This is a genomic window from Arthrobacter sp. BG3, assembly GCF_056680185.1.
In genome coordinates this window covers 3062961-3084245 of record NZ_CM155270.1, presented here as the reverse complement: position 1 = coordinate 3084245, position 21285 = coordinate 3062961, and the positions used below count along the sequence as shown (strand labels likewise).

The window sequence follows — 21285 nt, the reverse complement described above, 5'->3', positions numbered from 1 at the left end:
CTTCAGCGGGACGGCGGTCTCATGAAAGACAAAACGTGAACTCAATACGGAAGACGACGGCGCTTCTCACAGCGTTTGTCGTTACTCTCGCCTCGCTCACTGCCGTGACGCTCTCCCCGGCCCTCGCTGAAACGGCCCCCGCCCCCACCTCGACGGCTTCGCCCGCGCCCACGGCGACTGCGACGCCGTCGGCAGCCGGCTCCCCCACGACCACCGCCACCCCGGTCCCGACAGCGTCGCCCGCGCCCAGCCCCGCGCTGACCACTGCCCCGGCAACGACGGAGTCGCAGACCCTGGCCGCACCGGAACCGCTATTCACGGAAGTCCTCGGCGGCAGCAAACCCTCGTCAAGCGCGTCCGTTGAGAGCGGGACGATCCAGGTGAAGAAGGGCGCCGAACAGCGCAAGGCAACCACGGAGGCCTACTCCCTCAGCCGCAGCGGTGACATCAAGGTGAGGCTGGTCATGGTCCAGCTGGCCGACCGGACGGCGACCATCCCGGAGGCGGACGCCCGTGCCGCCGTCGACACCAGCAGCCAATACTGGCAGGCCATGTCGAACGGCAGACTGTCCATGAGCGTCGCCACGGCCGAAAACAGGACGAGCAAGGCAACATCCACCCAGAGCTATTCGACCATGATGAACACGATCGTCGCGGAAACCGGCTGGGTCCCCAGCCCCCTCACAGCACTGGTGGTCTTCGTGTCCTCACCCACGCTGTCCGACGGGGCCTACGGCGCCGGATGGAGCTACAGCGGAACGAGCGGACGCGTCATTATGCCGCTCCCGGCGACGCTGACCAAGAGCGTCCTGACGCACGAATTCGGGCACGTCCTGGGCCTGATGCACGCCAACCGGCTCCGGTGCGGGGACGGGGCTGTGGACACCGCCTCCAACGCCGACGGTTCATTCGCGAACAGCACGTGCAGCGTGGAGGAATACAAGGACAACCTCGACGTCATGGGCGTCTCACAGAGCAGCCAGCCGGTGGTCAGCTCGCCCATGTACGAATATGGCGGATTCGGCGCCGGCGCCGAGGTCACGAACCTGGGGAAGGCTGTCGGCAGGAACTCCTACCAGTTGAAGGCCTGGGGAAGCGCCGACGAGGGCCGCGCCGTTAAGTTCACCGATCCCATCAGCGGGGAGATCTACTACCTTGAGCTTCGACTTCCGGTGGGCAACGATGCGGCAACAGCCGTCGGCGGCAACCGCGGCGTCAAGGTGGTCCAGGCCTATGACGCAGGTTCCCTCGCCCTGCAGCCCAACACCACAACCTTCAGCGGCTACTACAGCTACAACCAGGCCTGGCAGGCCGGGCAGACCTTCACGACCTATACCGGGACCAAGGTCACCATCGACTGGATCTCGGATTCCGCCGCCGGGGTCACCATTGACGCCCTGCCTGCGGCCAAGCCGCTGCTGGTCGCCCCCGGTGACTTCAACGGCGACGGGATCGCCGACCTGATTCAGCGCAAGGTCAACGGCGAGCTGTGGTTCTACCCGGGCGACGGCACGGGCAAATCCGGTGCCGGCCAGCGGATCGGCACCGGCTGGGAGATCTACGACACCATCATGGGGACCGGCGACTTCAACGGTGACGGCAGGAACGACCTCGTCGCCCGCAAGTTCGACGGATCGCTCTGGTTCTACGCAGGCACCGGAAATGTGTCGGCCGGCAACGAGGGCTACGCGGCAGCGGTCAAGATCGGCAACTTCGGCTGGGACGCCTTCAATGCGCTCCTGGGCGTCCGCGACTTCGACGGCGACGGCAAGCCGGACATCCTGGCCCGGCGCCCGGACGGCGTGCTGATGCTTTACCCCGGAATGGGCACCGGCTGGCCCGGAACCCCGCGACAGATCGACTACGGCTGGGAGATCTTTGACCAGCTGATCCCGATCCAGGATTTCAACGGCGACGGCACCAACGACCTCGCGGCACGGCGCCCGGACGGAAGCCTCTGGCTGTACTCCAACTCCGGGCCCGCGAAGCTTGTCCTGCCCCAGCAGATCGGGTCAGGCTGGGAAATCTACAACAACATCCTGGGCACCGGCGACGCCAACGGGGACCGCACGGCCGACATCGTGGCCAGCCAGGCCGACGGAAACGTCTTCTTCTACGCCGGGACCGCCATGCGGGACGAGGGGTACGCCAGCGCGCGGAAGATCGGTGACTATGGCTGGGAGGTCTTCGATTCCCTGACGGCCATCCAGGATTTCAACGGCGACAAGATCGCCGACCTGCTGGCCCGGAAGCCGGACGGCACCCTGTGGTTCTATCCCGGCGACGGGAAGGGCGGCTACGGTGTGCCGCGGAAGATTGGCGACTTCGGCTGGGATGTGTTCAATGCGCTGGTCAGCGTAGGGGACTTCACCGGTGACGGAAAGAGCGACCTCATCGCCCGGAAGCCCGACGGCACCCTGTGGATCTACCCCGGCACCGGCCGGGTCGACGCCACCGATCCCGGCTACACGGCGCCGAAAAAAATCGGCACCGCCGGCTGGAACGCCTTCACCGCCCTGACCGGAACCGGGGACCTCAACGGGGACGGAAAGAACGACCTCCTGGCGAGGATGCCCGACGGCTCGCTCTGGCTCTACCGCGGCACGGGCACCATCAGCGGAACCAACGAGGGCTACTCCTCGCCGGTCAAGATCGGCGACTACGGCTGGGAGGTCTTCGACCAGCTGTTCGGAGCCGGTGACTTCAACGCCGACGGAAAGAATGACGTCATCGCCAGGAAGTTCGACGGGACGCTGTGGATGTACCCGGGAGACGGCACGGGAAAGCTCTCCGCCCCCCGCAGGATCGGAACCGGCTGGAGCGTGTTTGACACCGTCCTGGGCGCCGGGAACCTGAACGGGGACAGCTTCCCCGACCTGGTGGCGCGCAGGCCAGACGGTTCGCTGTGGGCCTATTCGGGAACGGGCATGCAGCCGAGCGAAGGCTACCTCCCCCGGACCTTCACGGGTTCGGTGTCGTAGGCCGGGACTGCGCCGGGAGCCCGGACTCCCTGGAGATGAGAGGAAGGGCCGGATCGTCAACGATCCGGCCCTTTTCTGTTAACCCGGGGCGCCGGCAGAGCAGGCTGCGCCGCAGGCCTACTCCGGCATGATCATGGTGCGCAGATCCAGTTGCCGCAGGACCCGGTCGGCCACCCCGGGGTCCACGCCGGGCTCGTTGCGGGCAGCGACGACTTCCTGGCGGGCCGCGTCGAGCGCGATCGTCTGGACGGCAATCGCCAGCTCCCGTCCGCGTTGGCGCAGCTCCCCCACACTTTCGTTGCGGATGCTGCCGTCGAGCAGTTCGGCGTGCAGCCGGGTCATCTTCTCCTTGACCAGCGCCACTTTCTCCGGCGGCAGCTCCTTCACCAGCTCGTTCGCCCTCAGCGCCGCGATGGCCGCCTCCTGTGCGCGCCTGGCGAGGACCCGTGCGGCGTCGCGCTCTTCCGAGCCGTCGCCCGAAGCCTTCAGGCCCCGCATGAGCCACGGCAGGGTCAGCCCCGGGAGCACCAGGGTGGCCAGCAGGACGGCGCAGGCGATGACGATGAGCTGGCTCCGGGCCGGGAACGGGCTCCCGTCGGCAACGGTCAGCGGGAGCGCCAGGGCGAGGGCCAGGGTGGCGAGTCCGCGCATGCCGCACCAGGTGAGGATCAGGACTTCCTTGGCGGAGGTCGGCCGCAGGGAATCCTGGGTGCGCGCCAGGCCGGACATCATGACCATCCACGCGAACCGGACAGCGAACACCAGCACGCAGACCACCACCGCGCTGCCGATCATGCCGACGATTCCCTCGCCCTCGTCACGGATGACCTGCCGCACCTCCAGCCCCACCAGGCCGAACGCCAGGCCGGTGATGAGCAGCTCGACGACGTCCCAGAAGGCGCTGCGGGTGACCCGCTCGGCGGCGTCCTGCGGCCGGGCGTGCCGCTGGATCTCCAGTGCGGTGACGACGACGGCGATCACCCCCGAGGCGTGCACCTCCTCGGCGAGGATGTAGGCCGCGAACGGCACCACGAGGGTGACGGCGCTGCGGGCCACCATGGACTGGACCAGCCGGGTGATCAGGCGGGTGAGCCAGCCCATGCCGACGCCCACGGCAACCGCAACCGCCGCGCCGAGCACAAACTGCAGGGCGACGTCGGCTGAGAACTGGGTGCCGGAGACGGTCGCGGCGACTGCGGCCTGGAAGATGACGATGGCCGCGGCGTCGTTGAAGAGGCCCTCGCTTTGGAGCACCGTGATGAGCCGCCGGGGCATGTGGACGCGGCCGGCGATGGACTCCACGGCCACCGGGTCCGGCGGGGCGACCATCGCGCCCAGGGCGATCGCCGCCGGAATACCGATCCCCGGGATCAGGAGCCAGGCCGCCCCGGCCACCACGGCGGTGGAGACCACCACGAGGGCCACGGCAAGCATCAGCAGGGTGCGCCACCGGACCCGGAACACGGCCCAGGAACTGCGCTGGGCCGTGGCGAAGAGCAGGGGCGGCAGGAAGATGGGCAGGATCAGTTCCGGCGAGATGGATATCTCCGGAAATCCCGGGATGAAGGTCAGCGAGGCGGCCAGGATGAGCATCAGGACGGGAAACGGCAGCCGCAGCCGGTCCCCGATGCCCACCGCCACCACGGTGGCCAGCAGGAGTCCAATGATGAGTGCCAGCTGGTCCATTGGCTTGCCTTCCCGGAGTCGTCTGGTCAGGCCGCTGCTTTGGATGAGCCGGCCGCCCCCACCACCATATCGGCACCTGGAGGGCGCAAGCCGGCTGGTGTCCGGCGGACTCCCGGCGGGGTTAGCTCACGGGCTCCAGGGCGGCCGCCAGGGGCAGCGTGCCGTCCCGGAATTCGATGGTGCGCCGGGCCGTGGAAGGCAGGCCCAGCACCGCGGCCGCGACGAGGGCCACGTTGGCCCGGGCCGTCTCCGAGCCGTCGGACGTATCCGCAGGGTTGACGTCGATCAGGCCGTTTCCGGGCCCGTCCGTGAGCGCTCCCGGGCCCAGGATGGTCCAGTCCAGTGCCGTCCCGCGCAGGTAGGCGTCCGCGGCGGCCTTGGCCTCGGCGTACGCGTAGAAACTGTTGTCCGCGGGGACGCCGTGGTCCGGCCCGGCACCAAGATAGGAGACCATGATGTACCGTCCGACGCCGGCCTCGGCCGCAGCGTCCATCGACCGGATGGCGGCGTCCCGGTCCACCGCGTAGGTCCGCTGGGGGCTTCCGCCGCCCGCGCCGGCCGACCAGACCACGGCGTCATGGTTCCGCAGCGCCTCGGCGATCTCCGCCGTCGTCGAATTTTCAACATCCAGGACAACGGGAGTGGCTCCCGTGGCCGCGACGTCCTCCCGGTGGTCCGGGTTCCGGATGAACGAGGTCACGTCCATTCCCTCCCCGGAGAGGATGCGGGACAGTTCCAGAGCCACTTTGCCGTGGCCGCCAATGATTGCGATTCGCGTCATGGACCCATTCTGTCCCACAACCGCCCCCGGCCCCCCGTTGTGCTATCACTTTTCGCGGCCAAAGCGCCCGTGTGAGCACCAAGAGTGATAGAGCAAATGGGGGTTAAAACAAAAGGACCCCACAGGCTGGGCCTGCAGAGTCTTTCTGTAGCGGCGGGGAGGCTCGATCTCCCGACCTCACGATTATGAGTCGTACAGTAACACCTATCTATGCATAGGTTTTTGTGGCAATTAACAGCCACTAGGCAGCCACCTGCTTTTTGACGGTCGCCACGGCGCCACTAAGAAGAAGGCGCAGGATTCAGCAGAGCGTCCACTCCCCTCGCCGATGCCTGTGCATCGTCGGCGAAGAGGTGCGCATAAACATCCAACGTCGTCATCGCCGATTTGTGGCCGGCGAGGTCCTGGATGACTTTCACCCCGGTACCCACCTTGTACGAGAGTGAGACGGCAGTCCGTCGCAAATCGTGAAACACGATGCCCGGAAAGCTTTCATCGGTCGCCTGGCAGCGAGCGACAGCGGGATGAAGTACGCGGCGGGAGAAATTGCTCGACCGCAACGGTGCACCCGACGGAGACGTAAACACTAGAGCCGACCGCCCAAGGTTCACTACATGACTCTCCAGCATCGCCGCCACCGATCCCGGAATGGGCACGGTGCGTGGCCGGCGACCTTTGGTTGTCTCCCTGAACTCCAGGCGTCCCGCCACGGGCACCAGCGTGGTCCGAACAACAACTTCCGGGCGGCCACCGAAGCTGATGGCATCGACTCTGAGTCCCGCAACCTCTGACCAGCGCAGACCGGTAGTCCCCGCAAACAGGATGAGCAGTTTGTAGGCGTCGTGGGACTTTTCGCTATAGCGGCCGCCAAGCGCCGCCTGCTCGGCCAGCGCCTGCAACTGCTGGGCAGTGAGCGGAACCGGCTCCCTGGTCGGCTCGGGCGTGGGCACGTTATTGATTGTCGCGTTGCGCGCGGGATTCGCAGACAGGTACCCACTGTCCACGGCGTACTGGAGCATCTGCCCGAGCTGCCGGTACGAGCGCTGTCGCGCGTCATCCGTCCGAAACGTCTTCAACCATTCGTTAATGACAGTCAACGTGACCGTGGACAGCGTCCGGTTCTCCAGATAAGGGCGCATGTGTGACTCGTATATGCTCCGGTAGCCCGCGACGGTGACCGGGGAAGCCGGCCGCGCGCCCCTCGCACCGACCCGCTCAATACGGAGTATCCATTCCTTGTAGAGATCATGAAACCGAATCCGGCCGCCACTGCGGGTGTCAACAAGCGTCCCGCCTGCCTTCGCGGTGTTGATCTCCAGTTCGTGTGCCAGGGCCTCCGCTTTGGTCCTGAATCTCTTGTATCGGCGCTTACCGTCGGCGCGGTAGTCGTGTTCGTACTTGCCGCCGGGAAGTTTCTTGATGGCCATGCGGCAACAGTAGCCAAGAAATCGTGCATTCGCGAGCGTCGTGTCACGGGCGCGGAAAATCGGTGACCCAACAAATGGTGGAAATGCCACGTTTTTGAGGCAACACGCCTGTGGACTGGCGGGGCAACCGTCAAGAGAATAGTCGTATCGGACCTTCCCCAGGGTCCCCCACAGATCCCGGAGTGAACGAGGATCTGTCCAACACCATTCCGTGGGGAGATCTTCCGTTCCACCCGCCGCGCGCTGCAGTCGCGCCCTCTCCTTCTTCTACGCACCCCGTCGCTCGCCGGCCCGTCCGTCGTCGGCACTACCTTCTGGAGTTTCTTTGTCAGGCAGCACCATCCACAACGCCATTGTCGAAAAGGCACAGCAGATCACCCAGTCCGTTTACATGGACCGCCGTACGACGGCGAAATACATGGGCATGAGCGAGAAGTTTCTTGCCACCCACTTGACCGACGGTCCCAAGCGCCTGCGCGTCGGGTCGAAGATTGTCTACCGCTTGGCGGACGTCGAGGAATGGATGCGCCAGCAGGAAATCACGCGGTAAGACCCGGGCAGGCGGCTTCGCTCGATTGTCGCCGGCCTAGAACTAAGGCCGCTACTACCACTACTCGCGACACTACCTGAGGGCAATGCCCCCACAATGGCGCCCGGCAATCCTGGCAAGAGAACAGCCAGCACACCCATAGTCTCGATCACCATCACTGCACATCATGTGCTCTTCCCTGCCCTTATCGTGTCCATTTTTTTGCCCACCAACTGGAGGAATTCATGCTCGTCCTGATCACATATTTCAACTCTATGGCCGCGTCCTGGCCACCCGTTCGCTGGAACGGATCGTCCGTCGTCCTGGCAGTAGGGGCTCAGGCATGAATCCCTTCCTGGATCGCTGGCTCGAAGCGATCGCCAGCGACGGTTGCCTGACTTCAGACGCGTACGGGGTGGCAACTGTGATGGCACGTTCCGTCGGCATTGGGCGCGTGGCCTTCACCGACTGGCAAAGGATCAATGCCGCGCTCCGGCGCAACCGGAGGGATCTCGCAGTGTTCGAGGTCATGTCAGAACTCGCGCTGGAGGGATACATCGACCGGAACATCGATGAACGGTTCGGTCGGAACTACGGGTGGTCGCTGCTGATTCCGGAGACGGGACTGTGAACACAGTACCGAGCCAGCCGTCGCGGCCGTTGCAGTATGCCAAGGCAATTGCGGAATCTGGCCTTCCTCTGGGTGTCCGTGCCACCTGCTGGGCTCTCGCCACCTTTGCTGACAATGACACGGGAAGGGCGTGGCCGTCCGTGAAAAGGCTTGCGGCGGCTACAGGGCTGTCGGAAGCCGTGGTTTCCAAGCACACCGGGACGGCGGAGTCGAAGGGTTACCTGCGCAAGGATCGGCGGAGCAATACGTCGATCATGTACACGATCACGATCCCTGCCGTGGACGACACCGGGACGCACAGCCCCGCCGAGGATGTACCGGGACCACCACCGTGGTGATGGACTTCGTCGAAGATATCGAAGCCGGACGTCAGCAAGTTGGCTCCTGAATCTCAGCCTTCAGCAACCTGGGGGTACCCATAGAAGGTCGCTCTGTGGGTACCCCCAGAAATTCGCCCCTGGACCCTCGACAAAGTCGGCGCCTAACTACCCCAACTTCTACCTCAATTCGATCTACCTTACGGTTTCGACGCCCCCAAAAGGGCGGCGAAGCCATCACCGACAATGCCGGCGCCAAACTACCCCATTGAAACGGGTACTACCTCCCGCACGCCTGGCCGAGTCCATAGATGACCCATGAAGGGACGGAGGCGGGATGACCTTGCCTTGGGGCAAGGTCGTCCCTCCCTGCGGCAAGGCAGGACGAGTGCGCACTATCACTGACCAACCATTCCGTGGTCGAGGAAGCGATGACCCTTGCTTGAGGGCAAGGGTCATCGGTGAAGTGTGGCAGCGCTCCGCAACCGGAATATTGATGCTGCTGTCCAGGGAAGCGGAGCGCCGCGCAGCCCGGAGGGCGGAGCAAGCTCCGCGTAACTCAACGATCCGGTGCTCAGTGCCAGTCACCACGATCCGGCGTCCCCGCCCGGGGGCGCCATCCAATCCGACCAGAAGGAAACCATGCCACGACCGACCTCTGCTGAAATTCACCGCGCCAAAGACTGGGACAAGATCAACTCCCACTACCGCCGCCTCGGGCTCTGCACACGCTGCGCGCCGCAGGCGGCCTATGGTCACCAGGACGGCTTCAGCACAGTGAATGCACCTTGTGCCAACTGTCTGCCCATAATCGCGACTTTCCCCACAGACGAGCCGGGACTTTGGCGCAGCTGGAGCCGCCGCTACGGCCGGAGGGTGTCTGCCGGAATTGCGCCTCGGAGCCGCCGTACGTCGATCTAAGGGGGGAGGTACCCAGCCCTCCGCGCGGACACCCCACAACAGCCCAGAACACCCTAAAAACCGTGCGAAACGGATGAAAGCCGGCGTCCGATTTTGCCTCCTGGACGGTGTCAACCCGCGCACTGTCAACGAGGACGCCCCGAAGGGTAACCTCCGCTTGAGTCGAGGTCGTTGCCCCGGTACCGGACCGAGCCGACGAGCAAGAACTGTAAAGGTCCGCGGACCCCGGGCCGCGGCGACATCATTACCTACATCGTTGCCGACTTCGGCTCCTGCGGGGTCACCACCTACTCCCGTGAAAAGTTTTGAAGCTACAACTGGGGTGTCTGGGCCAAGTGGCGGTGGTGCCACTACCGATTTGTCTGCACCGTAACGGTGCACGGCTCTTCCTCCCCGAGCGCAGTCCATGCGCGGCCCGCAGCTGGTCGCCGCCCCTAATCACCGGAGATTTACTTGTCGGATGCGTCCGCCGCCACCACCACAGATGCAACCATGGAGGCAGAACAGACTGTCAGCTCCTGGTATCTGCAACGCCGCGCAATGGCGAAATTCACGGCCCCGTCGTGGACTATCGATGCATATCGCGAGGCGGTCGAAAAGTCATCGCTGAAGACACCGGTTAAGAACACGTTGCATGCGATGGCTGACAACTCCGCCGGCAACCGAACGACCATTGACAGGGCGGGCCTGTGTCGCCTCACCGGGGCACGGGATGTGAGTACCATCACCGAACACTTCAAAAGGGCTCGCGCCGCACATCTCTTGAAGAGTGAAGCGAGGTTCAACAACAGCTCAGTCCACACGTTGCTCATCCCAGGGACCGATGCTTCAGCGGGCGAAGTGCAACCGGGACGTCCAATGACCGGGCGTTCCTGGACTGTCAGGGAATCGGCCTGGTGGGACAGCCTCGACCCGGAGTGCTGGACCCCTCCTCCCTGGCAACCTTGGCATGAAGGAGGGCCGGCATTCTAAAAATCCCACTCTAAATAAAGAGAGCTATAGCCGGAAGGCTTGCGAACTTTATGGCCGTTGCCGGCATCAGGGCTGTGGCCCTATTCGCCCTGATGCCCGAATCTCTCCCTGGACCATCGATAGACACTACGGCCGAGTGGTCGCTTAGGCGACCACGGCGCCGTCGGTTTGATTTGGCACGGTTGCCCAGCAAGGGCAACCCGCACGCGGACGTGTTGAGACGTCCTCGACACGTCAAGTGTCGCGGACCTGGACGGATGTGGTTCCTGACCTGTCGGCCTTGTGGGCCGACGGGTCGATAGAGGAGTGAGCCAGATGCTGCCGGGGCGTCGGTCGCCCCGGCATACAAGATGGATTAATAAATCATATTTAATCGCTTCTAATCCCGTACGCGATTCGAGCCGCTATGACCGCCGGGCTGGTGGCTAGTCCGGGTGGGGGTCACCCCCACCCGTTCAGTCGAGTGACGGACGGTCCGCTGGCAAAACGCTCACCGCCAATTTGGTCCAGCGTCGGGCAGGCCCCAGACTGCCCGCCAGCGTCCCGACCGGGCCGCCGTCCAAGTGCCGACGTCGACCAGGTCAACGTCGTTATTACCTACATCATTGTCGCTGAATAGCGTCCGTCCAGATGGTGGTCCGGTGGGTCGTTTCGCGGGACCGTGGACGCTTGAGCTGCATCACCGCGCACCGTTGCACTGTCCAGTGCGCGTGGTACGACACAGGCGCATCCTTATAGTCCATCCGACGTCAAGGGGTGGTGCCCTCATGCAGCGCATGACAGTAAAGCGCGGGGTGGTCGCTCTTCAGGTCCTTTGGATGGTCCTGATGGTGTTCCTCGGCGTGCTAGTCGTGACCGGTCAGATCAGCGGGTTCGCGACGGCCCTTTATGGTGTCGTCGTACTCGGGGTGCTGTTCGCGGAGCGTGCGCTTCGACGCAGGGTTCGCCAAGTCCCACCAGAAGGCCAAGGCAGGCCGGTCCTGTAGGACCGTGCCTGCCTGTAGAGGTGGAACCGGTTGGCGGACTGGCCGGGGGACCGACGGTAACCGCAGGGCTAGTCGCCCGGGGACGAGTCTATGGCGACCACATGGACACTACCGGGATCATTTTGCTCCGCAGTCCTTGGAAGGAAAAGTCGGATGGATCGACGCTGGCTGCATTCGGTCGACGACAGCAAGCCAAAGAACCTTCGTTGCATTTCGGGCACGGCGGGCGGTATCGCTTGAGAAGAACTCGGGGTCGCGGCCCAATGCAAGGCTGTTCATGCCGTTTGGTACTGCCGGGGACGTGCCAGGAAAGCTGGATTTGAAGGCCAGCCCCGCACTGGGGCGAAATTACTTTGGCCGCACATGTCGTGACATGAGACGCAGGTGCGCCCACCGCACCATCGCGACGATGGAGACACGCAGGTAGGCCCTGACTCCCGGCGCATCGCGAGAGACGCAGGCGTCCGGTTGGGCCCAGAGGTGATTGGGACAGGCACTTCCAAGTGGTCGGCGACTACACGGCCGACGCTGCAGCGCCCCTCACAGGCCCTGCGTTGCTGAATTTTGACGCTATCAAGCGTCTCCTCAATCTCAAGGGCCTGGATGCCCGTGGCGTCGATTCAACGGCAACCACAAAGGTCCACGCGCTGGCCCTGACCGCCGGCCACACCGGTGGGGCTACCGCAGCAGCCATCACCGCTGACGTTACCCACGCCATTAGCACCGCCCGGGATCGCACCGCACGCGTCTGGGATCTGAGCACCCCGGTAGAGCTGCCGTCCGGGCCTGGGACCTGGCCACCTGAAAATAGCTCCACCACACATTCCCCGGCCCCACACATAACGTCATCACCGTCACCGTTACCGAGGATGGCGCTGCGCTGAGGACGCCCAACCGTCCCCATGTTCCTTCGGCTCTGTCCGACTGACCTCCACGCCAAGCCAGCGCACCCAGCACATTTGACATCCTCCGCCCCGACGGCCTGAACCCGAAGAGGAGCCGTTGACCTCCTCCCCTTTGGAGGGGATTCCTACGCAGCCTCACCAACGGTGAGGTCTGTTCGGCGGGTTCTTGTTTCTTCCCCGGTCGCGCACGCAAGCGTGCGTCTCACGTCAGGTCCACAAGCGTTTAGGCTCTCCGCCAGCCCGGCGGCGAGCATGATGTTCACTGCGGCGTTGTAGTCGCGGTCCAGCAGAGAGCCGCATGTCTCGCATGACCAGATACGGATGGACAAGGGCTTCTTGCCACCTTTGGTCCCGCACACGGAGCACGTCTGGCTGGTCGGCTCCCACTGCGAGATCACACGAATTTCCCGCCCGTACTGGGCAGCCTTCTCTTTCAGGAGGGCTACGAGAATGGACCACCCGGCATCGTGAATCGATTTTGCCATGCGTGTACGGGCGAGCCCCTTCACGCTGAGTCCTTCGACTGCGACCGTTTGATTTTCGCGAACGAGTCGAAGGGCAAGCTTGTTGTGGTGGTCACGTCGGACGCTGCGGACCTTGGAATGCAGCTTGGCGACGCGTAGCCGGGCCTTGGACCGGTTGGCCGATCCCGGCTGCTTCCGGTCCATGGAACGCTGGGCTGCAGCGAGCCGTCGTTCAGCCTTGCGGAGTGGCCTCGGGTTTTCGATCCGCTCCCTGGTTCCGTCGCTGCCGGCGATGTGCGCCAGATGAATGAGCCCGACATCCACCCCCACTACACGGGATGTCGCTGCTAGCGGGGTCACGGGCACGTCGACCACGAAGGACACTGTGTAAGTCCCATCGGCCTGCCGAATGATGCGCACGCTCGACGGATTGATCGGTAGCTCGCGAGAGAGTATAAACCGGATGCGTCCCACTTTCTGCAGGGTAACGAAGCCAACACCGTGGGAGGTCTGGGTGATCTTAGGTATGGCGTGCCTGGTGAACCGCGCAGACTGACGATTGTCGCGTTTTGACTTGAAGCGGGGCCGGCCGACTTTGCCGCCTTTGCGCTTCCCTGCCATGGAGTCAAAGAAGTTCCGGTATGCACGGTCGGCGTCCGCCAGTGCCTGCTGCAGTGCCACACTCGACACTTCCGCCAGCCATGCGCGCTCCGGCGTCCGCTTGGCTTCAGTCAGCTTCCTGGAAAGCTCTGCCGACGTTGGATAAGGTAGGCCCTGCTCCAGGGCCGCGTTGCGGGCTGCCAGTACGTCGTTGTAGACGACGCGGCAACACCCGAACAGCCGTGCCAGTGCCCGCTCCTGGCCTTGAGTCGGGTAGGCCCTGTAGGAGTACTGCTTCTTCAGCAAACTGGTCACAAATACGCCTCCTGCTGGGCTGTCACTGACGCAAAGCTATCCGGCCCGCCCAGGGGACGGCCCATACAGCCCCGTGTATGTATCACTAGTAGAGCAGACAAGACTGACATTGTCAGTTGACATGGATAAATGCCCACCCGCCCGCACCAGTCCTCCGAGGAGCAGACCCGCCGGTGGACTGCCCGCCGGGCGATGGTCGGGGCGCGAATACGCGAGCTCCGACTCGAACAGGCGCTCTCTCAGGAGGCTTTGGCCCTGGAATCCGGATTGAGCCGGAACATGATTATCGGGATCGAGTGGGGCCGGAAGAGCGTGGCTTACGAGCGACTTTGGGATATTGCCGACGTTCTGGATGTACCAGTTAGCCAGCTTTTGCTTCCGCCAGACTCCGCTGCAAAGAACACGCCATACCGGGGCGGTCGGCGACCGATGGGCCGGTAGCCGCAGTGAAAGCTGTGAACCGTCGCTTGCAGGCGTCAATAGGCACAACCGGGTGGCTTCGGTGCCAGCATGATAGTTGCCCTCATCCTGGTTCACGCTGGCTAAAGTAGCTGCAACTGCTGACCCCAACCACCGGCCTGAACCAAGCGGCTGGACGCCCGAAGTCAACGCGCCGATACTGGGATCGTCTTCCTTTATTTGAGCCCCGCCACGATGCGACACCTCTCGAAACGGTCGCCGAGCTGATCGATTTCAGCGATGATGGTCCGGTGAACAGCGCTGAAGAACCCGTTTTCGAGTTCGTGACGGTACCGGACTCCGAAGATGCCCGGCTGTTCGTCGAGTTGTCCAGCTATGGGGCGGATCTTGCTGAGGCCAGTCATGCCCTCGACCTCGCGATCAAGTCCCGCGGCGAGGGATCGCATTTCGAGGAGGCCGAGGCCTACCTGATTGCCTTCGCCGTCGTCGCATACTGCCGGGCGTATTTCCCCTCGAACGTGCGAAAGCCACTTACCGACCACATCGCCATCCCGGCGGAACTCTCAGACATACACCGGCTGGTAGGTGCATTCAGGAACACCACGATTGCACATTCCCAGTCAAACCTCGCGGCCACCTTCCCGGTGGGTGTCCTCGATGCCGCGACCCTACGCGTGCGGGACGTGACGGCAACGACTGTGTCGCAGACTCTCCCTCCGTCGCTGGTTGAGCGTTTCCGCGAGCTCATCGAAACGGCGGACGATCTCCTGTTCGAGGTGACCGAGCCAGTCCGGCGGCGGCTTGTCGAGCAGTTGTGCGGATCGGACCTGGAGACGATGGTCATTGAGAGTGAACTGCTCCAGATAGTCGCCGCCACGGACGCTGACTTCAATCCGCGAACGAGGCGACGGCCCTATCCGACCTCACACACCGTGTATTGGTCGGCAGCATCACAAAGGGGCGACTGACTGCGGGATCAGCATAGTCGTGTCACCGTGTCACGTTCGATTCCGGACTGCCCGGGCGCTGTATGGAACAAATCGCTCGGATGGCGGGAGGGAATCGTATATTTCAGCGGCAAGCTCTGTTGCCTTCGGTTCGCGGGAGGCGAGGTAATCATGGGTGACTTCCTGACTGACCCAGCCCAATTCGGTGACGTGCCGCAGGACCTTGTCCGTGATTGCTTTGACGTCCGGCGAGCGGGTGCGCTAAATGTTCACGTCGAAATAGAAATATGGGTCCAACAAGGACGGGTTAGGGGACCATTCTTGGCCGGTGCCATTGGTCGGCGAGGTCCGGCCTATTCAGGAACACACGGTTGCGGTCAGTGGGCCGCTTCCCGTCGCAGTAGGGGCATCCTGTCCCGTCTGTTGGCCGTGCACTGACTACGAATTCCCAGCGATGGTTCGGATCACGCCGGCATATCCAGCCGCCCGGCTCAATATCCGCGGCGAATCCGTCATAATCCAACTCTTTGGAAAATGGGACGGGGCACCGCCTTTCGGCAAGCCGAACCTGGGCTTCCTGACCATACAACCCGGCCAAAGCATCAGCTACACAATCGCCAGCAAATCATTCAATTCCACAATCAATGAGGTCTTAAACTGGTACAGCGCGGCCGAAGTGGGATCTTTCCACGCCTCATTCAACGACTCTCTTTACTCACGGTGTGCGATTCCACTGAGTCCAGCAGGCCGGGCCCTCTCCATCCCCGCGACTAATTTACCCGCCGTTGCCCACCCTTAGGACAGACCACTTTTGCGGCCACGCCATTCCGCGAGCGCCGGACGATAGTACTGGGGCTCATCTGCCCAACGCGGAGTGCCATCTCCCCTGGGCAGGCCGTGGCAGGACGGGCCCGTCATGAACAGGCGGTGGCGGCGCGCTCAGGAGGCGGAATGGGTGTTGATGTACCGGCTCGGGCTGAGCCTGAAATGTAACGCTGCCCTAGGTAGTCCTCCCATTAACAGGTAGCGCCTGATCATTATCAGGTAGTCCCTCATCGTCCGGCGCGACCATTGTGCCCATATGCTCTTTCCACTGAGACGGAGAAATCCGGCCTAGCAGGCGAACTGCGATCGATATCGCTGTGCCGTCACGGTTTCGTCCCCGAGCATGTCCGCATATGGAGGTGTTTGACTTCGCCCCCCCGCGGGAGACGGAAGTCATGGCCCTTCAAAGAAGGGATTAGTGAGGCGTAGATATGACAGCCAAGGAGTATCGATGAGGTCGTGTGCGAGCATGCCTGTTCCCGTCTCGATTGCCCGTCAGGGGTTCGTACTTGCGGCCGTGATTGTCCTGGCATCAGCGGCGATAGTCGGCATGGCTCCTCCTGTTCTGGCAAGCACGGACGTAAGTGCGTCGCCTTTGCAAGTAGCGACGGCTCTGGCGGCAGACCCCAGCGTCATTACCGGTGCCAGTTACGTCAGCGTCCCACCGCAGGGGACTCCAAACGCCGCCATGACCACTCCGCTGGCTGGCTTTCCAACCTCCGGGCCCAGCTACGCACTGCTGACCACGGGGAACGCAGCGTTGGCAGACCAACCCAACTCCTCGACAAGCTCGGGGCAGGCTCTGGGTGGTGGAAACGTTCGCGGCGATACCGACCGCGACGTCACTGTGCTCAAAGTGGACTTGGATGTTCCGACCAACGCAAACTGCCTCGTCGGAATCGACTTCCGCTTCTTGTCGGAGGAGTATCCAGAGTTCGTCGGATCAGCCTTCAATGACGCCTTCATCGCCGAACTCGACAAGTCCACCTGGACGACGGCGGGCTCAACGATCAGCGCGCCAGATAACTTTGCATTCGACCCTAAGGGAAATCCCATCACAATCAATGCCGCAGGGGAGACGTCAATCACGGCGAACCAAGCGGCCGGGACCACCTACGACGGCGCAACTCCCGTCCTCACTGCCGCGGTCCCTATAACTCCAGGCGCCCACTCCTTGTATCTGTCAATTTTCGATCAGGGCGACCAAGTACTCGACTCTGCAGTGATGATCGACAACCTCCGGCTTGGCCAGGTGGCGAACGTTGCAACTGACTGCAAACCCGGTGCACAGACAGTGGATCATCGGTACGTCGCGCTCGGTGACTCGTACTCATCCGGAGAGGGCAACCCACCCTTCATCTCGGTTACCGACCAGCCTGCTGACAGTAAGATCGGGCAGCTAGAGAACCGCTGTCACCGCTCCACGGCCGCTTACCCTGCTCTGCTCAGTAGCAAGGGCGGCGTGGCATTTGGTAAGAACTTTGCGTGCAGCGGCGCCGTGATTCCTAACCTGTTCCACGGGCAGTGGGGCGAAGCTCCCCAACTCGACCGGATCGCCCCGGCCGGAAAGTCCGACCATAATGTCAATCTTGTCACGCTGACAATCGGCGGCAACGACGCCGGATTCCCAGACGTCCTCGGGCGTTGCCTAAAGGGTGGACCCAAAGAATCTCCCGCCTGCAGCTTCTTCGACAAAGATGTCCGGCAAGCCATCGGCGCGCTAAGCACAGGCCGCCCAGATACTTGCTTGCCTCCCTTCCCACCCTGCGCGGTGCCCAGCCTGCATGCGACCTATCAGCAAATCATGGACCGGGCCCCGGAGGCTCACATCATCGTGGCCGGCTATCCGCACCTGTTCCCGGACTCTCCCCCCGCGACTTGCCGCGTCGGCACAGTGCTCTATGTTGGCCACATAAAGCCATCCACGTTGCTCTTCACGCGGCCAGACATGGTCTGGATGAACAAGATGAGCGATCTTCTCAACTCGACGATCGCATCCGAGGTGACGGCCGCCGATCCGACTGGTACGCGCGTCACTTTCGTCCCAGTAGCGAAGGCGTTCGCCGGCCACGAGGTTTGCGCGTCCAGCCCTTGGATACGCGGCGCTAAAGCCGATTACTGGAAGTTCAACACGTGGCAGTCCTACTTGGCCTGGGGGGCGGCCGGCAGCCCATGGAGCTTCCATCCCCTGGGCGACGGCCAGAAGGCCTACTGCCGAGAAATTCGTAACACCATCGGAGGCGATCCCGCCACATGTACGCGATGAATTTGGGCATGAAACGGCAGTGAACAAAGGGGCCGGGCAGGGCACCGGAGTAGGACTAAGACGACTGGCCCCTACTACGGACGGTACAGCCAGCCGACCGCCCCAGCGGGGGCCCGAGAGTAGTTTCCTTGGTCCTTGGGTACCCGCCCGCCCAGTGGAGAGGCTGTGGCAGGATGGTGTCCATCATGGACAGGCGGCTGCGGCGCGCTCCGGACGCGGAATGGGTGCTGATGTACCGGCTCGGACTGAGCCGGCAACGTATCGCTGCCCTCGTGCGCGTTCACCCCGCAGCCGTCGGATACCACTTGGTCATCGCTCGCGGCCAGGATCCGGGACTCGAGGCCGAACACCAGGCCGCCGCCGGCGCCGTACCCGTTCCTTGCCCCTCGCCTAAGGATCTTGCCCGCTGGAGGAGGTCATCGCCTGGGTGACGGCCGAGGGGCGGCTCCCCAACGGCCATTCGGCCGACCGGAGCGAACGGTCCATGGCGCGGTGGTTGTCAGGCCGCCGGCGCGAAGCAGTCGAAGGCACCCTCGACCCGGCTTATCGCGACGGACTCTCCCACGTGCCGGGATGGGCTGAGAACCACAGGGCAGCGGCGGACGAGGCCAGGTGGCACGACCGGTTGGCCGAGCTCGTGGATTTCCGTCAGGAAGGAAACGATTGGCCACGCCACCACGACTATGACTCAAAGCGTGAACACAGCCTCGGAGTCTGGATCCACGCCCAGCGGTACAAACGGCGCCGCGGGGCCCTCGACTCAGTGAAAATCAAGCTCCTGGACGATGCGGTTCCCGGATGGAAGGCCGGGAGGACCCGGGGCCGCCGTCCCCTGCCCTGACCGGAAGGTCGCGTTTCCCAGCGGCGTGACGTCAGGCAGGCTAGTAGAATGGCTCTGGTTCTCCAGTCCCCCCAGCTTGGAGAACCGAGAGCCTCCGCGCTTGAGTCCTGGACTCGCGCGGAGGCTTTCCTCATACGCCAGACACAAACCGCCCGTGACCACGAGAGCTATCCCACCCGGAATAGGCGTCCCTCGGGGACACCGTCAGCTACCGGGACGCGGACACATCAGCCGGTCCGGCAGTCGCGACTCGGTGAATGTTTTGTGGGTGTGAATTGCCTCAGGTCAGTGAAGGTCGGGTCCACCCGCCACGGCGAGCTCGCTAATAACGCTGATAGCCTCGTCGACTTCTTTTGGGCTGTCATGGTCGTCATCAGGAAACAATCCGGGCGCTTCCTCGTCGCCAAGGTGTGGGTACTTCTCCAGGAGGAACCGCCGCCGGTACGCCATGTTGGCGGCGTCAACGATCCCCTCCAAGGTTGTCCAGTTGAGGGTGCCGCCAACGAGGATCCCGGCTACGGGTACGACTTTGCCGAGCCCTTGCTTGGTAAGGCGAACGCCGAATGCGCTGGCGAACTGTTTCGAGACCTGAGCGACGATTGACTGGTCCAGAATCTCCCAGCTCTTTTTGCGGACGAGTGCTTGGGTGAGCCGCGAGATGTCGACCATTGCCGCGGACTTCGCGCCGGCTGAAACAGCCGTTCCGGCATTGACGACCGACATTATGAAGAGCTTCTCGGCAGGATCTTCCGGATGGTAGCCGTGGAACAACGACACCTCGCCAACGCAGCGGGACCCGAGTGCCAGAACGAATGCGGCGTCGCCAACAAAGGCGCCGGCGATGACAGCGCCGGATGGCGCTGCCGCGGCTCCGCCGGTGAGGGGGACGGCGAGTTCTCCTCCGGAGATCGCAAGCCCTGCCCCCGCTCCAGAAATCGCCGCAGCAAGCGGGTAGCCCCAGCTCGCTCCCCCGCCACGGACAGCGTCGATTTGCTCGAGGTCAAGGCGTCGCAGGTCGGAAAGTGATGCGACGTCGTGTCCCCGCTTCCTGTGTTTTTTCACGACCTGTTTGGGTGAGAGTCCCGCCCGTGAGGCTCGTGCCACAGTCTGCCGCATCGACGCAAAAGCACCGCCGCTCCAGTTGGCCATGCCGTCGGGTATGGCATCGGCAGCTTTGCGGGCGCCAGCGCCCATTGTCTGAGCACCCTTGGCGACCATTTCCTGCCCACGCGAAACGGCAGCTTGCGCTACGGGGCGTTCTTCCAAGTACTTCGTGGCACGTTTGCCGAGTTCCGCAGCGCCGTTGGCCACTTGCTCGCCGGCGTCCCTCATCACTCGAGAGAGGGGGCGGCCTTGGAACCGTTGGACGTTGCGCCACGCATCGAGCTCATAGGCCGAGGGTTCAGTCATGCCGCCATTGTGCCCCACGATCAGGAGTGAAGGACTCCGACACGCGATCGATCCCGAGCGCTTGAGCACGGGCGGCTCGGCTTTGAGGCTGCGTTGGGCTTAGGCCGTCGATGCGGACGGCGGCAGGTGCCCGCCCTTACGGCGCGGGTGACCCCTTCAATTCGACGTATTAGTCCGCCATTGGCACGTCTGCGCGCGCAGTAGGGCGGCCGATTACGAGCTGGCTGTAGCCGGGCACGTCCACGTGCGAGCGGCGGCGATCTCTGGGGCGAGGACGCGGAGGGCCGCGCTTCATGCACGCCGGGAGCGTGGACACCTGGGTTTGAGCCGCTCGAAGAGTGTGGCGGGATACGGCGGGCGACCGGCGCCGGTGATGGTTCTTTTGTCGGCCCTGACAGCTATGGTTAATCGAACATATATTCGAATAAAGGGTGTGTTGTGGGCGTTGTTGTTGGTCCCCGTGTGATAGATGCGGGTGCATCGTTGTTATCGGTGCTGATCTCTCCGGTCGCTGTGGCGGCCGGGTATCCCTCGCCCGCGCAAGACTACTTTGATGGCCGGATCGACCTGAACGAGCACCTGATCAAGGACATCACGAGCACCTACGTCGTGAGGGTGTCCGGGGACTCGATGGAAGGCGCCGGGATCAGCGACGGGGACGAGCTGATCGTCAACCGGGCCCTGGAACCGGTGGACGGGTCCGTGGTCGTTGCCGTCCTGGACGGGGAGCTGACCATCAAACGGCTCCGGATCACCGCAACCGGGGTCGTGCTGCAGGCAGAGAACCCGACCTACCCGGATATCCGGGTGCCCTCCCTGTCCGATCTGGTGGTGTGGGGCGTCGCGACCCGATGCCTCCACGTCGTCTAGGGCCGGCCGTGTCTAAACGGGCGGTGATGCGGCACATGCCGCAGATCGCGCACGTGGATGTGAACTGTTTCTATGCCTCGGCCGAGCGGGCGTTCGACCCGTCCCTGGAGGGCCGGCCCGTCATCGTCTTCTCAAATTATGTTCCGCGGAACATAATTGGAGTTCTGTGCCCTGCCTGATTATGTAGCCCG

General features: G+C 63.5%; 15 protein-coding genes and 1 pseudogene. 10 read left to right on the top strand and 6 right to left on the bottom strand.

Annotated elements, in window-relative coordinates:
* Positions 1–35: 35 nt before the first annotated feature.
* The gene (locus tag AC1MFL_RS13810) at positions 36–2981 is read left to right on the top strand and encodes an FG-GAP-like repeat-containing protein (protein ID WP_479810452.1); all 2946 of its coding nucleotides are present in this window, start codon (positions 36–38) and stop codon (positions 2979–2981) included.
* A 117-nt stretch (positions 2982–3098) separates the two neighbouring features.
* Here AC1MFL_RS13810 and AC1MFL_RS13805 read toward each other — a convergent pair whose 3' ends face one another.
* From AC1MFL_RS13805 to AC1MFL_RS13795, 3 genes are all read right to left on the bottom strand, one after another.
* Entirely contained in the window at positions 3099–4667 is a 1569-nt protein-coding gene (locus AC1MFL_RS13805) for a Na+/H+ antiporter (RefSeq protein WP_479810451.1), read from the bottom strand.
* A gap of 121 nt (positions 4668–4788) precedes the next feature.
* Positions 4789–5448 carry an NAD(P)H-binding protein gene (locus tag AC1MFL_RS13800; protein WP_479810450.1) on the bottom strand — a complete coding sequence of 220 codons (660 nt, stop codon included), beginning with the start codon at positions 5446–5448 and terminating at the stop codon, positions 4789–4791.
* 281 nt (positions 5449–5729) lie between these two features.
* Complete coding sequence (locus AC1MFL_RS13795) at positions 5730–6875, bottom strand: tyrosine-type recombinase/integrase (RefSeq protein ID WP_479810449.1); 1146 nt, start codon at positions 6873–6875, stop codon at positions 5730–5732.
* Between the two features lie 325 nt (positions 6876–7200).
* Between AC1MFL_RS13795 and AC1MFL_RS13790 the strand changes: the two genes are divergently transcribed.
* The 3 genes from AC1MFL_RS13790 (at position 7201) to AC1MFL_RS13780 (ending at position 8373) form a co-directional block, all read left to right on the top strand.
* A complete protein-coding gene (locus AC1MFL_RS13790; protein ID WP_479810448.1) occupies positions 7201–7425 on the top strand; it encodes a helix-turn-helix transcriptional regulator in 225 nt (74 codons plus the stop codon).
* A 322-nt stretch (positions 7426–7747) separates the two neighbouring features.
* On the top strand, positions 7748–8035 hold the full coding sequence (locus AC1MFL_RS13785) for a hypothetical protein (RefSeq protein WP_479810447.1): 288 nt from the start codon (positions 7748–7750) through the stop codon (positions 8033–8035).
* Entirely contained in the window at positions 8002–8373 is a 372-nt protein-coding gene (locus AC1MFL_RS13780) for a helix-turn-helix domain-containing protein (RefSeq protein ID WP_479810446.1), read from the top strand. The genes AC1MFL_RS13785 and AC1MFL_RS13780 overlap by 34 nt, the downstream gene beginning before the upstream one ends.
* Before the next feature lie 3888 nt (positions 8374–12261).
* Here the strand turns inward: AC1MFL_RS13780 and AC1MFL_RS13775 are convergent.
* Complete coding sequence (locus AC1MFL_RS13775; protein ID WP_479810445.1) at positions 12262–13515, bottom strand: RNA-guided endonuclease InsQ/TnpB family protein; 1254 nt, start codon at positions 13513–13515, stop codon at positions 12262–12264.
* Between the two features lie 129 nt (positions 13516–13644).
* Between AC1MFL_RS13775 and AC1MFL_RS13770 the strand changes: the two genes are divergently transcribed.
* Positions 13645–13956 (top strand): helix-turn-helix domain-containing protein, encoded by a 312-nt coding sequence (locus AC1MFL_RS13770; protein WP_479810444.1) that lies wholly within the window; start codon positions 13645–13647, stop codon positions 13954–13956.
* Positions 13957–14225: 269 nt separating this feature from the next.
* Entirely contained in the window at positions 14226–14903 is a 678-nt protein-coding gene (locus AC1MFL_RS13765) for a hypothetical protein (RefSeq protein WP_479810443.1), read from the top strand.
* Positions 14904–15189: 286 nt separating this feature from the next.
* Here AC1MFL_RS13765 and AC1MFL_RS13760 read toward each other — a convergent pair whose 3' ends face one another.
* Positions 15190–15405 carry a zinc-ribbon domain-containing protein gene (locus AC1MFL_RS13760; RefSeq protein WP_479815464.1) on the bottom strand — a complete coding sequence of 72 codons (216 nt, stop codon included), beginning with the start codon at positions 15403–15405 and terminating at the stop codon, positions 15190–15192.
* A 771-nt stretch (positions 15406–16176) separates the two neighbouring features.
* Here AC1MFL_RS13760 and AC1MFL_RS13755 point away from each other — a divergent pair.
* On the top strand, positions 16177–17973 hold the full coding sequence (locus AC1MFL_RS13755) for a choice-of-anchor L domain-containing protein (protein WP_479810442.1): 1797 nt from the start codon (positions 16177–16179) through the stop codon (positions 17971–17973).
* Positions 17974–18400: 427 nt separating this feature from the next.
* Positions 18401–18814 (top strand): helicase associated domain-containing protein, encoded by a 414-nt coding sequence (locus AC1MFL_RS13750; protein WP_479810441.1) that lies wholly within the window; start codon positions 18401–18403, stop codon positions 18812–18814.
* Positions 18815–19099: 285 nt separating this feature from the next.
* Here the strand turns inward: AC1MFL_RS13750 and AC1MFL_RS13745 are convergent, their stop codons facing one another.
* On the bottom strand, positions 19100–20224 hold the full coding sequence (locus AC1MFL_RS13745) for an EcsC family protein (protein WP_479810440.1): 1125 nt from the start codon (positions 20222–20224) through the stop codon (positions 19100–19102).
* Between the two features lie 438 nt (positions 20225–20662).
* Between AC1MFL_RS13745 and AC1MFL_RS13740 the strand changes: the two genes are divergently transcribed.
* Both AC1MFL_RS13740 and AC1MFL_RS13735 read left to right on the top strand, forming a co-directional pair.
* On the top strand, positions 20663–21094 hold the full coding sequence (locus AC1MFL_RS13740) for a LexA family protein (protein ID WP_479810439.1): 432 nt from the start codon (positions 20663–20665) through the stop codon (positions 21092–21094).
* 26 nt (positions 21095–21120) lie between these two features.
* Positions 21121–21231: pseudogene (locus tag AC1MFL_RS13735) on the top strand (Y-family DNA polymerase); the annotation flags it as partial.
* Between the last annotated feature and the right edge of the window lie 54 nt (positions 21232–21285).

Excerpts from the sequence above, each read along its gene's own strand:
- AC1MFL_RS13755 (WP_479810442.1), top strand. The coding sequence starts at position 16,177 with ATGCCTGTTCCCGTCTCGATTGCCCGTCAGGGGTTCGTACTTGCGGCC.
- AC1MFL_RS13745 (WP_479810440.1), bottom strand. The coding sequence starts at position 20,224 with ATGACTGAACCCTCGGCCTATGAGCTCGATGCGTGGCGCAACGTCCAA.
- AC1MFL_RS13785 (WP_479810447.1), top strand. The coding sequence starts at position 7,748 with ATGAATCCCTTCCTGGATCGCTGGCTCGAAGCGATCGCCAGCGACGGT.
- AC1MFL_RS13795 (WP_479810449.1), bottom strand. The coding sequence starts at position 6,875 with ATGGCCATCAAGAAACTTCCCGGCGGCAAGTACGAACACGACTACCGC.
- AC1MFL_RS13805 (WP_479810451.1), bottom strand. The coding sequence starts at position 4,667 with ATGGACCAGCTGGCACTCATCATTGGACTCCTGCTGGCCACCGTGGTG.
- AC1MFL_RS13770 (WP_479810444.1), top strand. The coding sequence starts at position 13,645 with ATGCCCACCCGCCCGCACCAGTCCTCCGAGGAGCAGACCCGCCGGTGG.
- AC1MFL_RS13800 (WP_479810450.1), bottom strand. The coding sequence starts at position 5,448 with ATGACGCGAATCGCAATCATTGGCGGCCACGGCAAAGTGGCTCTGGAA.